This is a genomic window from Acinetobacter thutiue (assembly GCF_030385805.1).
Classification (GTDB): Bacteria; Pseudomonadota; Gammaproteobacteria; order Pseudomonadales; family Moraxellaceae; genus Acinetobacter; species Acinetobacter corruptisaponis.
In genome coordinates this window covers 263,509-277,765 of the sequence record NZ_JAUDZE010000003.1, presented here as the reverse complement: position 1 = coordinate 277,765, position 14,257 = coordinate 263,509, and the positions used below count along the sequence as shown (strand labels likewise).

At 45.8% G+C, this 14,257-nt stretch carries 11 protein-coding genes; 7 read left to right on the top strand and 4 right to left on the bottom strand.

The window, feature by feature from the left end:
- Window positions 1-75: 75 nt before the first annotated feature.
- Window positions 76-453 (bottom strand): MerR family DNA-binding protein, encoded by a 378-nt coding sequence (locus QTA56_RS10020; protein ID WP_267980816.1) that lies wholly within the window; start codon window positions 451-453, stop codon window positions 76-78.
- A gap of 101 nt (window positions 454-554) precedes the next feature.
- Here QTA56_RS10020 and QTA56_RS10015 point away from each other — a divergent pair, with 101 nt between their 5' ends.
- A complete protein-coding gene (locus QTA56_RS10015) occupies window positions 555-1,655 on the top strand; it encodes an SDR family oxidoreductase (protein WP_267980815.1) in 1,101 nt (366 codons plus the stop codon).
- Between the two features lie 61 nt (window positions 1,656-1,716).
- Here QTA56_RS10015 and QTA56_RS10010 read toward each other — a convergent pair whose 3' ends face one another.
- Window positions 1,717-2,604, bottom strand: coding sequence for an SDR family NAD(P)-dependent oxidoreductase (locus tag QTA56_RS10010; RefSeq protein ID WP_267980814.1), 888 nt, complete (start codon window positions 2,602-2,604; stop codon window positions 1,717-1,719).
- 249 nt (window positions 2,605-2,853) lie between these two features.
- A complete protein-coding gene (locus QTA56_RS10005) occupies window positions 2,854-4,131 on the bottom strand; it encodes an O-acetylhomoserine aminocarboxypropyltransferase/cysteine synthase family protein (protein WP_267980813.1) in 1,278 nt (425 codons plus the stop codon).
- 302 nt (window positions 4,132-4,433) lie between these two features.
- On the opposite strand from QTA56_RS10005, the gene ettA reads away from it, so the two are divergent.
- Window positions 4,434-6,095 carry an energy-dependent translational throttle protein EttA gene (gene ettA / locus QTA56_RS10000; RefSeq protein ID WP_267980812.1) on the top strand — a complete coding sequence of 554 codons (1,662 nt, stop codon included), beginning with the start codon at window positions 4,434-4,436 and terminating at the stop codon, window positions 6,093-6,095.
- Window positions 6,096-6,152: 57 nt separating this feature from the next.
- Here ettA and QTA56_RS09995 read toward each other — a convergent pair whose 3' ends face one another.
- A complete protein-coding gene (locus QTA56_RS09995; protein ID WP_267980811.1) occupies window positions 6,153-6,521 on the bottom strand; it encodes a tetratricopeptide repeat protein in 369 nt (122 codons plus the stop codon).
- A gap of 226 nt (window positions 6,522-6,747) precedes the next feature.
- Between QTA56_RS09995 and QTA56_RS09990 the strand changes: the two genes are divergently transcribed.
- From QTA56_RS09990 to QTA56_RS09970, 5 genes are all read left to right on the top strand, one after another.
- Window positions 6,748-7,149 (top strand): cation efflux protein, CzcI-like, encoded by a 402-nt coding sequence (locus tag QTA56_RS09990; RefSeq protein WP_267980810.1) that lies wholly within the window; start codon window positions 6,748-6,750, stop codon window positions 7,147-7,149.
- Window positions 7,150-7,203: 54 nt separating this feature from the next.
- Entirely contained in the window at window positions 7,204-8,628 is a 1,425-nt protein-coding gene (locus QTA56_RS09985) for a TolC family protein (protein WP_267980809.1), read from the top strand.
- 4 nt (window positions 8,629-8,632) lie between these two features.
- A complete protein-coding gene (locus QTA56_RS09980; protein ID WP_267980808.1) occupies window positions 8,633-9,874 on the top strand; it encodes an efflux RND transporter periplasmic adaptor subunit in 1,242 nt (413 codons plus the stop codon).
- Window positions 9,864-13,025, top strand: a complete 3,162-nt coding sequence (locus QTA56_RS09975; protein ID WP_267980807.1) for an efflux RND transporter permease subunit — start codon at window positions 9,864-9,866, stop codon at window positions 13,023-13,025. The genes QTA56_RS09980 and QTA56_RS09975 overlap by 11 nt, the downstream gene beginning before the upstream one ends.
- Before the next feature lie 275 nt (window positions 13,026-13,300).
- Window positions 13,301-14,245: a cation diffusion facilitator family transporter gene (locus QTA56_RS09970; RefSeq protein ID WP_267980806.1), complete on the top strand. Its 945-nt coding sequence runs from the start codon at window positions 13,301-13,303 to the stop codon at window positions 14,243-14,245.
- Window positions 14,246-14,257 lie beyond the last annotated feature (12 nt).

Below are 14,257 nucleotides of genomic sequence, written 5' to 3'. Positions count from 1 at the left end.
GTTTTAGCTCATCATCTAAGAAAGAGGGAAATGGGCGCTATGGTCAATGGAAGATTTTAATTTTTTGAAAATGAATCAGTTTAATTCAGGAATCGGACAATCCTTTCTCAACGGGCAGGCCTCACCCTGGGTCAAGCGGCTGAGCATGGTCCTGATTTGATGTAACTGGGCAATCTTCTCATCAATCATGTTCAGCTTTTCCTGAAAGATACCCTGAACCTGTGTGGCTGGAATTTCATCCTGTGCGGTCATTTCCAGAATCTGCTGGATTTCACCCAGGGAAAAGCCCAGATTCTTGGCGGTACGAATCAACTGCAACTGTTGCAGGGTTTGCTCAGGATAGTCCTTGTAGCCATTATTGCGCGTGATCGACTGGATCAACTGCATTTTTTCGTAGAAGCGAATGGTGTCGCGGCTTAACTGTGCCTGTTTTGCCAATTCCCCAATCAACATGCTGCCACCGTTATTATTTAAAGATATGAAAAAAACTGCTTGACCATTGAGTGTACTCCATCCTTTAGCCTATGCCTATATTCAAGAAATAGGATGTAAAAATGGAAAATAAGCAAACCAGACCAGATCAGCAACAGCTTGCCCTGGTTGCAGGCGCAACAGGCTTTGTTGGGCGATTTCTGATCGCAGAGCTGTTAAAACAGGGACATCAGGTTTTTGCCCTGGTCCGCAATCAGGCGGCGCAGCAGCCTATACTGGAAAGCTGGCTGGGTGAAAAACAGCTTGCTCTGGATAGGCTGACATTCATTCAGGGGGATGTAACCCAGCCAAATCTGGGAATCAGTGGGCAGGACTGGAACAGGTTGGCTGTGGTAAACACCCTGTACAACAGCAGCGCACTGTTTGCCTGGAATCTCAGTATGCAGCAGGCACGCGCGGTCAATGTTGAGGGAGCACTGAATTTACTGCGCTGTGTTCAGCAGCACTGCACACTAAAACGTGCTGTGCATGTGTCGGGTTATATGCTCACCATAAAAGATCATTTACATCAGGCGGGTGTGTGTCTTGATCAACCAGAAAAGACCGATTGGCAGGCTGTTTATCAACATTTAGGTGCTTATGAGGCATCCAAGATTGAGGCACATTTTGCATGGATTCAGCAGGCGCAAAAACTGGCTGTAGACTGGACCATCATTCATCCCGCAACAGTGGTGGGAGATGAACTGACAGGTGAGATTCCCATGAACCAGCCGATTGCCCAGATGGTTGACCTGCTAAAGCGTAAAAAAATGAGTGCGATTCCTGCGACACCCCAGCATTACCTGCCTCTGGTCAGAGTCGATGACTTATGTCGGATCATGCTGAATGCCGCCACAGATGCCGAATTATGCAATCAGGCTTTACTGGTGGCAGCTGAACAACATATTCCAATGTGTCAACTGGTTCAAATTATTGCCGATCAGCTTGGCGTTTCAGCTCCCACCCAGTATGTGCCAATCGGGCTATTAAAAATCATCTTAAAATGGCGATGGTTGGCCCAAAAGCTGGAGATGTCGGGGGAAATGCTCAGTTTCCTCAGAACCGAACAGCTTGACCTAAAGGCATTGCAACAGTTTAGGCAACGCTGGAATATGCAGTCAGGTCATCTGGAGGCCGCCATTCGCAAAACAACTGACTGGATCAATCAGGGGGCGGGGGGCTAATTGGACAAATAAAAAAGCAGCGTTGTTGATACGCTGCTTCTTGAGGTTTGGACTGGACAGATTACCAGTGTTCACCTGGGAACAGGCGGGCATAGGCGCGCTGTACAATCGTTAATTTCTCTTGTTGACCAATAGAGGCAGTTGAACTTGGGAATAAGTTAAAGCCAATTGACATCAGGATGTTGTTAATGTCTGGTGCAACTGCATAAGTAATTGAAGCAATGCGACCTAGATTTGTTGCAATTTTCTTTGGACGTTTCACAATGGCAGTCGCAATTAAATCTGCTGCTTCCTCAGGTGATAAGGTTGGAACATATTTATACATCTTGGTTGGTGCGATCATTGGGGTACGCACTAAAGGCATATAAATTGAAGTAATTGCAATCTTGTGTGAATGCACTTCAGCAGACAGACAGCGGCTAAACGCATCCAGCGCAGCCTTGGACGCAACATAAGCCGAGAAACGGGTTGCATTGGCAAGTACACCGATTGAGCTGATGTTGATGATCTGGCCATCCTTGCGCTGCATCATATGAGGCAACAAGTTAAGGACTAAACGCACTGCACCAAAGTAGTTAAGTTGCATCGTACGTTCGAAATCATGGAAACGATCAACAGATTCATGTACAGCACGGCGAATTGAACGTCCTGCATTGTTGATCAAGATATCAATGTGATCTACGCTTGCCAAAATTTCTTTTGACACGGCATCAATTGATTCCATATCGTTGAGATCACATGGAAAGACCGATGCCTTGCCACCCTCTGCCTCAATTTCCGCCTTGACTTCATCCAGTTTATCTTTGGTACGTGCAAGCAACAACACATGAGCGCCAGCTTGAGCAAGATATTTTGAAACCGTTAAACCAATACCACTCGATGCACCAGTGACAATGATTGTTTTACCGTCGACTTTTTGCTGAAAAAGTTTTTTAAGTTTTGCGTTCATGTACGTGTCCTACATTAATCAAGCTGTTGTTTGCATTGCCATCCAGGTTGCGATTAGCACTGCACTTTATTTTGTATGTATATTAACCGATATTTTTTGTTTGTCTAGTGTAAATTGTTGAAAAATAATAATTTTTTTAGAGTAAAAACTCTAAAACAAGATATTGTAATAGTTGAAAAAGATATTATATTTTTGGGTTGCTGCATAAAAAATAGCCCCTAAAAAGGGGCTATACGGTTTTAGTTGAAATCAAACCTGGGCAAGGGCCTGTTCTAGGTCAGCAATCAGGTCGTCAACATGCTCAATGCCAATGGATAAGCGGACCAGGTCCTCACTGACCCCCGCAGATTTTAGTTCCTCTGCATTGAGCTGACGGTGGGTGGTGGTTGCTGGGTGGCAGGCCAGACTTTTGGCATCCCCAATATTCACCAGACGTGTAAACAGTTGTAATGCATCAATAAAGCGGGTGCCGCCCTCAAGGCCATCCTGTACCCCAAAGGAAAGGATGGCAGATGGTTTCCCTTTCACATATTTTTGTGCCAAATCATGCTGTGGATGGTCTTTCAGACCTGCATAATTGACCCATTTCACTTTTGGATGCTGTTTTAAGTATTCAGCAATTTTGATGGCATTTTCAGTATGGCGCTCCATTCGCAGGTTGAGGGTTTCCAGTCCCTGCAAGATCAGAAATACGCTGAGTGGGCTAATGGCCGCTCCAGTATTGCGTAAAGGCACCACACGGGCGCGGGCAATATAGGCGGCCGCACCCAATGCCTCTACATAGTTGACACCGTGATAGCTCGGATCAGGGGTATTGAGTGCCTTGAAGCGTTCAGGATACTGACCCCAAGGGAACTTGCCGCTGTCGACAATCACACCACCGATGCTGTTGCCATGACCGCCAATATATTTGGTGAGGGAATGGATCACAATATCTGCACCAAATTCAAATGGTTTGAGTAGTGCAGGTGTCGCCACGGTATTGTCCACAATCACAGGCACACCATATTCATGTGCAATCTTGGCAATGGCTTCCAGATCAATGATATTGCCAAGTGGATTACCAATGGATTCAACAAACACCAGCTTGGTTTTATCATCAATAATGGAGCGTAATGCTTCTGGATTCTGGTAGTCAAAGAAGTGGACCTCTATGCCCTGTTTTGGCAAGGTATGGGCAAATAGGTTGTAAGTGCCGCCATACAGGGTTGAAACCGAGGCAATGTTGTCCCCAGCTTCAGCAATGGTCTGAATGGCATAGGTAATCGCGGCCATGCCCGATGCCAAGGCAAGCGCTCCAATACCACCCTCTAGTGCCGCGATCCGCTGCTCCAGTACCGCCGTGGTTGGGTTCATGATACGGGTATAGATATTGCCCTGAACCTTTAGGTCAAACAGGTCTGCACCATGCTGTGTGTTATCAAAGGCATACGAGGTGGTTTGATAGATTGGCACAGCCACAGCCTTGGTGGTGGCTTCTGGTGAATACCCTGCATGAATAGCTAAAGTTTCATCTTTATAGGTCATGGTTACATCATCTACGTGAGTTAAATAATCATCGAGTGTAGCTTAAAAGCTATCCAAAATGGTGCATAAATTATGCGATTTTTAGCATTTTTATTCATATAAATGAGATGACGATAACGGTGCCTGTATTTTTCCTGGCAAGGTCCTTGCCGCTCTGCAATGTCTTGAAAAAGAAAATCCTTTGTTCGGGACAAACAAATCCTATCTTAACTTCAAGTTGATCGGGTTTTCAGCGTATAATACGCCCGATTATTTTATTCGCTTTTTTGCGATGTATTGGTTTTTCAATTGAGGAGTCCTGCGTGGCCCAATATATTTATACGATGAACCGAGTGTCGAAAATGGTTCCGCCTAAGCGCGAAATCCTGAAAGACATCTCTTTATCATTTTTCCCAGGCGCAAAAATTGGTGTGCTTGGTTTGAACGGTGCAGGTAAATCGACCCTGCTCCGTATTATGGCTGGCGTAGACAAAGATTTCTCAGGTGAAGCACGTGCACAACCAGGAATCAAGATCGGCTATCTGGAACAGGAACCGCCACTTGACCCAAGCAAGGATGTTCGTGGCAACGTTGAAGATGGTGTACGTGAAGCGCTGGATGCTTTAGAGCGCCTTGACCAGGTGTTTGCTGAATATGCCGACCCAGATGCTGACTTTGACAAGCTTGCCAAAGAACAGGAAAAACTGGAAGCGATTATCCAGACTTGGGATGCACATAATTTAGATAACCAGTTGGAAATTGCAGCAAACGCCTTGAACCTGCCTGCATGGGATGCTGACGTGTCTTTGCTTTCAGGTGGTGAGCGTCGTCGTGTGGCACTTTGCCGTTTGCTGTTGTCTAAACCAGACATGCTATTGCTGGACGAACCGACCAACCATTTGGATGCAGAGTCAGTGTCCTGGTTAGAACGTTTCCTAAAAGATTTCCCTGGCACCATCGTTGCGATTACGCATGACCGTTATTTCTTGGATAACGTGGCCGAGTGGATTCTTGAACTTGACCGTGGCATGGGGATTCCTTATCAAGGAAACTATTCTTCTTGGCTGGAACAAAAAAATGCTCGTCTAGAGCAGGAACAGAAGCAGGAAGAATCTTTTGCCAAGGCATTGAAAAAAGAACTTGAATGGGTTCGTTCAAATGCCAAAGGTCAGCAAAAGAAAAACAAGGCGCGTATGGAGCGTTTTGAAGAGTTGAACTCTAAAGAATTCCAGCAGCGTAATGAAACCTCTGAAATTTACATTCCACCTGGTCCACGTTTGGGCAACAAGGTTGTGGAAGTTGAAGGCATCAGCAAGTCATTCGATGGTCGTCTATTGTACGAAAACCTGACCTTTACTGTACCACCTACAGCGATTGTCGGGATTGTGGGTCCAAACGGTGCAGGTAAAACCACCTTATTCCGTATGATGACTGGCGAACAGCAGCCTGATACAGGTACTGTGACTTTGGGTGAGTCGGTTAAAGTTGCGTATGTTGGTCAGATTCGTGACACCCTGGATAATAACAAAACCGTATGGGAAGAAGTTTCTGGTGGTTTGGATATCTTAAAAATCGGTGATTATGAAATCGCATCCCGTGCTTATATTGGTCGCTTTAACTTTAAAGGCCAAGATCAGCAAAAACGCGTAGGTGAATTGTCTGGTGGTGAGCGTAACCGTTTACAACTTGCGAAAATCCTGCAAATGGGCGCAAACGTCATCTTGCTGGATGAGCCATCGAACGACCTGGATATCGAAACCCTGCGTGCGCTTGAGGATGCCATTCTGGTGTTCCCTGGTACCGTCATGGTGGTATCGCATGACCGCTGGTTCCTTGACCGTATTGCTACGCACATTCTGTCATTTGAAAATGAACAGCCAGAATTCTACACAGGTAACTATGCAGAATATGAAGCTTATCGCCAATCACGTCTAGGTGATGATGCAGCTCAAAAACGTACCAAGTACAAAAAAATTACAGGTTAAGTCCTGATATAAAAAAACCAGCTTTCGGGCTGGTTTTTTTATTGCCTGAATCTGGTTTTAAAATGCCAGTTCACTATAGGCCTGAGATAAATATCTTTTTGCTTCAGGATGCCCCTGACTGGCAGCGCGTTCCAGCCATTTTTCTGCTTTCTGATAGTTTTTATCCAGTCCCAGATCACCATGCAGATAGCTGACCCCAAGCTTAAACGAGGCATTGGCATCACCGCGCAAAGCGGCACGCAGAAAGTACCAGATTGCATTGCGGTCATTTGATGACACCACATAGGCATTTTCATGCAGATGGGTTTCATGGGCGAGATGTTCAAAAAATTCAGCGCGCTCAATTTCCTGATGCGCATCTGACAATTGCAAGGCAGGCGTAAAGTATTTAGGCAAGAGATGTTGCAGCAACTGTCTAATATTCATGATTCCCACCCCAAAAAATAATTGTTCTATCTTTCTAATATATGCCTGTTTTTCATTGGCTTGATATAAAAATTGTAAGGAAATTATTTTTGGCTGTACTGTTTAATTGGTTAAAAATAATACCGTTTCAAGATGAAGCAATGATTGGTATAAATTCTGTTTTTGTAATTTTATTACATGGTGCTTAGTTGCTATAGTGATGCAAATTTTGAAAAGTTGATGAAGCGTGCGCCGTTCCGCCGTATTGATGACCCTCTTGCTGAGTTTGTTCATGTTCCAGAGTTTCTGGAATGTGGCGGCGGCTTTTTGCGGCCATGAAACGGTTAGCCAGTCGAAAGGTCTGCACCACTTTGGGCATCATGTGGTCGATACCTCTTCCTGTACCACACCACCACATCAGCATACTACTGAACATACTGCATCCAATGGTTCAGTGCCAGTCAGCCTGCAAGATCACCATGATCATTTGCCATCATGTTTCCATGTGGTGGTGACTGAAGCACAGCAACAGCTACTTCAACCGATTCCCAAAATTAAGCAGTTACAACCACAATATCACTGGTTCAATTCCTATCAGTCGCCTGATTTAACTGGACACCATCCGCCTCCTGTATTGACCCCGCTATAGGTGGGGTAGCCGAAAAATAGCCCACCGCAACCTTATTTATTTGCGGGGCTTTCTATGTCTTTAAATTTAAATCAGCGTATTGATGCACTCAAAAAGCATGCGCTTAAACATCATGTCCTTGTATCGTCATCAAGATACTCAGTTTTGGCTATCGCTTTATCAGCGGTGGTTCTCAGTCCATCCATCACGGCAAAGCCCTTGCTGGATGTCAATCAACCCTCAACTGTTGTTCAGGGAACTAGCAGTTTTGAACAAATTTTAGTGCGGGTTCGGACCTACCAGAACCAGCAAGCCAGTTGGCAAACCCAGCAACAGATGGCAAATGCTCAACTAAAACAAAGTGGTCTCTGGACTAATCCCAGTATCTCGATTGAACAGACGGGTTTGCAAAGTGATCAGGATCGGGAATTGGCAATTGGCATTTCCCAGCCGTTGGACCTGTTTGGGCAGCGTAAAGCGGTGCAGGCAGTTGCAAAGCTTTCAGCCAGTCAAGTTGATCTGGATCAGCAGCGCTATGATGCGGAACTGGAACTGATCGTGCAGTATCTCTGGTCACAGGTGGCGTTATTGCAACTGGAAAAATCCGTCATTCTCGAGCAGCTACAGGTCAGTCAGCAAAATCTGGAGGCATCAGAAAAGCGTTATCAGGCAGGCGGTATTGCACAGGTGGATGTGGATCGGATTCGAATTGCCCATCTGGAAAACCAGCGCATTTACCAACAGGCGGATTTACAACTGCAAGTGGTGCAAAAGCAATTGGCTAGCCTGTGGGGAGAAAACCGCAATACATTTGTGATTGAGCCAAGTGTTAATGATCTGTGGGTACAGGCAACACGGATTCAACCTGCAATTGAGCAAAACCAGAATGTGTTTGAACGTGGTCTACAGTTGGAAACCCAACGCCAACAGGCACATATTCAGCAACTCAAGGCACAGGCACGTCCACAGCCGACCATGACCTTTGGCGTAAATCGTACCCGTTCGGCAGATCAAAACAGCGAAAACCAAGTGCGGTTGGGTGTTGAAATTCCATTGAATATTTTCAACAAACAAAAATATGGGATTCAGATTGCTGAGGCCAAACAAATCCTGATTCAGCAACAGCAGCGTTTCTACCGTCAACAAAACCAGATGGATATTGATGTTCGTCTGGCCGAGCTGAATGGCTTGCAAACACAGTTCCAGCAACTGAATGATCAGCAAATTCCTTTAGCCGTTCAAGTCCAACAGAAAACCTTGCAGGGTTTCCGTTTAGGCAAATTTGCAGTGACCGATGTACAGCAAGCCACCGTGCAATTACAGGATGTGCGTTTGCGCAAGGTGCAACTACTGAAACAGGCATGGCAGCTTAGTGTTGAAGTGCAAAGCGCACGCATGGGACTTGCAACAGAACAAATCACAGCTAAAGATGCCTTGATGCAACTCAATCAGCGTATGTGGCAACAAAGTAATGCTTTTCCAAGCCAGCTAGGAGAATAAAATCATGAATATCAAACAAAAAACACGTTCTCAGTGGCTTTGGATTGTAGTGATTGTAGTCATGACCTTATTATTATCTGGCGGATTATGGTGGGGTGGCAAAAATAAAACGGCTGAAAATGCAGATCAGGGACATGCGCATCAGGAAAATGAAAAAGATGAACATGACGAGGGTGAAGAACATGATGAGGAAAGTCTCAGCTTAACCACTGAGCAGATGCAGCAACATGGTGTGAAGCTGGCACAGGTAGCATTGGGCGAGGTCAATCAGGTTCAAACTTTCCCTGCAAAACTGGTGGTGAATACCGACCGTCAGGCGCATGTTTCTCCAAGCTTTGCAGGCCGTGTTGAATCGGTCTACGTTGAGTTGGGTCAGCAAGTGAAACGTGGTCAGGCTTTGGCACACTTATTGGTACCAGACTTGGTGGATCAACAGGCCAATTTACAAATTGCCCAGACCAATCTGGATTTGGCCAAACAGGATTATGAGCGTGAGCATCGCTTATGGTCGCAAGGAATTTCTGCCAAGCAGGACGAACAACGTGCCTACAATGCCTATCGTCAGGCGCAAATTCAGGTACAGGCAGCCCGTTCGCGTCTTACCGCTTTTGGTGCAGGCTCTGGCTCAAATGGTCGTTATACCTTAACCGCACCCATCAGTGGTGTGATCAGCAATAAAGATATTGTCATTGGTGAGAATGTTCAGCTTGCGGATCAATTATTTACCATTGATCAGCTCGATCAGTTGTGGCTGGAATTTGTATTGCCGACCATGGCGAATATCAATGTACAGCCAAATCAGCAGATTCGTTTTAAATCGCTACAAACAGGCAATACTTTTAATGCCCAAGTCCAGAGCTTAACCACGGAGGCCGATGCACAAACAGGTCGATTACAAGTTCGTGCCAAAGTGTTGTCCAATGCGGCTGAATTACGTCCAAACCTGATGGTGAATGTGGAACTACAGGCAGGCTCTAAAGCATCTGTGATCCGTGTCAATGCGGAAGCCATTCAGCAGGTTGAGGGCAAGGATGTGGTCTTTGTTGCACAAGCCAACCAGAACAAAGGTTTTGACTTTAAAGCTGTCCCTGTTCAGATCGGTCAACGTCACATTCCAAAAGAGCAAGGGGATGGACAATGGGTCGAAATTATTCAGGGTCTCAGTGAGGGGCAGTCTTATGTGGCAGCAGGCAGTTTCTTGTTGAAATCGGAGCTTGAGAAAGGAGAGGCCGAGCATGGACACTAATGCTTCTCAACTCCCCAAACCTGAAGGTTTGTTTGATCGGCTGATTCAGTTTGCGATCAGCAACGCCATCTGGGTGATGCTGTTTGTTATGACATGGATTGCTGTTGGTGTTTGGAGCTATCAAAAACTGCCGATTGATGCCGTTCCTGATATCACCAATACCCAGGTACAGATTAATACCCAAGCCAATGGCTATACCGCATTAGAAGTTGAACAGCGGATTACCTATCCGATTGAAACAGCAATGGCAGGGATTCCTGATCTGGAACAGACCCGTTCGATTTCTCGTTATGGTCTGTCACAAGTCACTATTATCTTTAAGGATGGCACCGATATTTACTGGGCAAGGCAGTTGATTAATCAACGTTTGCAGGAAGCGGATGGGCAATTGCCTGATGCGGTTGATCCCGTGATGTCGCCAATTTCCACAGGGCTTGGCGAGATTTACCAGTGGGTGATTAAAGCCAAGCCTGATGCAAAAAAGCAAGATGGAACGCCTTATAGTGCAATGGACTTGCGTGAAATTCAGGACTGGATTGTACGTCCGCAATTGCAACGGGTTAAGGGTGTTGCCGAGATCAACAGTATTGGCGGCTACAACAAAACCTATATTGTTTCACCTGACCTAAAACGTTTACAGCAACTGCAAATTTCTTTAACAGAATTTCAGGTTGCGTTGCAAGAGAATAATGAAAACCGTGGCGCAGGTTTTATTGAAGAAAATGGACAGCAACTCACGGTTCGTGTACCTGGCATGCTCAGCACTGTTGAAGATATCCAGAACATCACGGTCTCAGTTAAGAACGGTCTGCCGATTCGTGTTGCCGATGTGGCTTCGGTTGCGATTGGACATGACTTGCGTACAGGTGCGGCGACCTATAATGGCGAGGAAACTGTACTAGGCATTGCCATGATGATGATGGGTGAAAACAGCCGCACTGTTGCACAGGCGGTTGATGCCAAGGTCAAGGAAATCCAATCGACATTGCCAACGGGTGTCGAGATTGAAACGGTGTATGACCGTACCAGTCTGGTCAATAAGGCCATCAAAACCGTTCAGAAAAATCTGGTGGAAGGTGCGATTCTGGTGATCGTGATCCTGTTTATTTTTCTGGGTAATTTCCGCGCAGCCTTGATTACGGCCTGTGTGATTCCACTGTCGATGCTGTTCACCTTAACGGGCATGGCTGAGCAAAATATCAGTGCCAACCTGATGAGTCTGGGGGCGCTGGATTTCGGCATCATTGTTGATGGTGCGGTGGTGATTGTGGAGAACTGTATTCGACGGTTGGCGGAGGCACAGCATCATACAGGACGCTTATTAACACGGCAGGAACGGTTTAGAGAAGTGTTCCTTGCGGCAAAACAGGCACGAAAACCCTTACTGTTTGGTCAGGCCATTATTATGGTGGTGTATTTGCCGATTTTTGCACTGACAGGTGTAGAAGCGAAAATGTTCCATCCAATGGCGATGACTGTGGTGATGGCGCTGCTCGGTGCCATGATTCTGTCTGTGACTTTTGTGCCTGCGGCAGTTGCCTTGTTTATTACAGGTGAGGTGAAAGAGAAAGAATCTCGCTGGATGCAGACCTTAAAACGCAAATACCAGCACATCCTTGATTGGGCTTATCAATTTAAAATGGTGGTGGTGGCTTTAGCCATTAGTATTCTGGTCCTAACGGGTGTATTGACCACACAAATTGGTAGTGAATTTGCCCCACAATTAAGTGAGGGAGATTTTGCCCTACAACAAATGCGTTCACCAAGCACAGGTCTGGAACAGTCGTTACGCATGCAGGAAAATACAGAAAAGCTGATTTTGAAGAATTTTTCAGAGGTAAAGGCTGTATTTGCCAGAACGGGGACTGCTGAGGTTGCCACCGATGTGATGCCACCAAATATTTCCGATGCGGTGGTTTTATTAAAACCACGTGATCAATGGGAAAACCCGAAACAAAGCATAGATGAACTGCGTACACGTATGCAGGAATTTCTGGAAACCATTCCAGGCAATAACAGTGAATTTTCTCAGCCGATTGAGCTGCGTTTTAATGAGCTGATTTCTGGTGTTCGTAGTGATGTTGGGATCAAGGTCTTTGGCGATGATATGGATGTGCTGAATACTCAGGCACAGGCAATCGCGCAAAAGGTACAGAAAATTTCGGGTGCAACCGCAGTGAAAGTAGAGCAGACCACGGGTTTGCCTGTACTGAATGTGGATATCAATCATGCATTGGCGGCGCAATATGGCCTGTCGGTCAAAACCATTCAGGATGTGGTCGCTGCCAGTGTTGGCGGGCAGAATGTGGGACAGATTCTACAGGGTGATCGTCGTTTTGACTTTGAGATCCGTTTGCCTGATGAACAACGTACGGCACAGAATTTGGCACAACTGCCGATTCAATTGCCGAATGGCGGTTTAATTCAGCTACAGGATGTTGCCAGGGTGGAAACCATTTCAGGCATGAGTCAGGTGGGGCGTGAAAATGGTAAACGCCGTGTCATTGTCACCGCAAATGTTGAGGGGCGTGATCTGGGTTCATTTGTACAGGAGCTACAGGCAACACTGAAACAGCAACCATTACCCGCAGGTTATTGGCTGGAATATGGCGGACAGTTTGAGAACCTCGCTTCAGCGGCTGCGCGAATGCAAATCGTGATTCCATTGGCTTTGGTCACCATCTTCATTTTACTGATGGCGGTGTTTCATAACTTCAAGGAAAGCCTGTTGGTGTTTAGTGGGGTGCCATTCGCCTTGTCAGGTGGTCTGGTTGCGCTGTGGTTGCGGGATATTCCATTGTCGATGTCGGCAGGCGTCGGTTTTATTGCACTCTCAGGCGTGGCGGTGCTGAATGGTTTGGTAATGCTCAGTTTTATCAAGGAACTGCGTGAGCAGTTAGATATACACACGGCCACATGGCAGGGGGCAGTTTTACGCTTGCGCCCTGTGTTGATGACTGCTTTTGTGGCATCACTGGGCTTTATTCCCATGGCGATTGCCACAGGTACAGGCGCGGAAGTACAGCGTCCATTGGCAACGGTGGTGATTGGTGGGATTATTTCATCGACTTTACTGACCTTGGTGATTTTGCCTGTGGTGTATCGCTGGATGAATGAGAAAGCTGCTGTTCAGTCTAGCAATATTTCATAAGTCATCGAAATTCTGAATGTGCTGTGTATAAAGTTTTTGCCTTACTTTTCAAAGATGAAAAGTAACAAAAATCTTTTGTTGGACAGAGGGTACATCCCTGTAACCCCTGTCCAACGGGCGGCATCCATGCCGCCACCACGATAGTAAATGTGTACTAGAGATATAGGATAGAAAGATTTTAGGACAATTATTTGCACTTCATAAATCATATTCATTAATGATTTGAGATAGTGTAATTAAAAAGCAGTTTGAGCTTTGTATATAAGGAGTCCAACATGAGTGGACATCATGGGCATGACCATAGTCATGCAGTGGTGACTGAGGGTAATGCCAGAAAACTTACCATTGCCTTAATACTCACCAGCACATTTTTAGTGATTGAAGTCATTGCTGGTTTAATCACGCAAAGCTTGGCTTTATTGTCCGATGCCGCGCATATGTTTACCGATGCCGCAGCACTGGCAATTGCATTGGCGGCGATTCAAATTGCCAAACGTCCAGCAGACAACAAACGGACTTTTGGCTATCAACGTTTTGAAATTCTGGCGGCATTGTTTAATGCCTCTATGCTGTTTTTTGTGGCGATGTACATTCTTTATGAGGCCTACCAGCGTTTTACCCAGCCACCTGAAATTCAGAGTCTAGGAATGCTGATTGTTGCATCAATTGGATTGGTGATTAACCTGATCTCCATGAAGATTTTAATGTCGAGTGCTGCTGACAGCCTGAATGTAAAAGGTGCCTATTTAGAGGTACTCAGCGATGCTTTGGGTTCGGTAGGGGTCATTATTGGGGCAATTATCATCTATTTCACCAATTGGTATTGGGTCGATACGATTATTGCGGTTGCGATTGGTTTCTGGGTGTTGCCAAGAACATGGATTCTGCTTAAGCAAAGTATCAATATTTTGCTGGAGGGTGTGCCTGAAGAGGTGGATATTGAAAAGCTGCGCAATGACTTACTGGCGCTGGATGGCGTTGAAAGTATCCATCAATTGAAAGTCTGGGCGATCACTTCAAAAAATATTCATCTGACTGTACATCTGTTCGCGCCAAATGCTGACCGAAAACAGCTGCATTATGCCGCAGCGGAGATGCTATCGCACGAGCATGGTATTGCCGAGGTGACCTTACAAATTGAGGATGATGCAGAAATGAATTGCCAGCATACCCATCAACATGATGAAGATGATGAACATGATCATTCACATCAGCATTAAGCTGATGTGAAA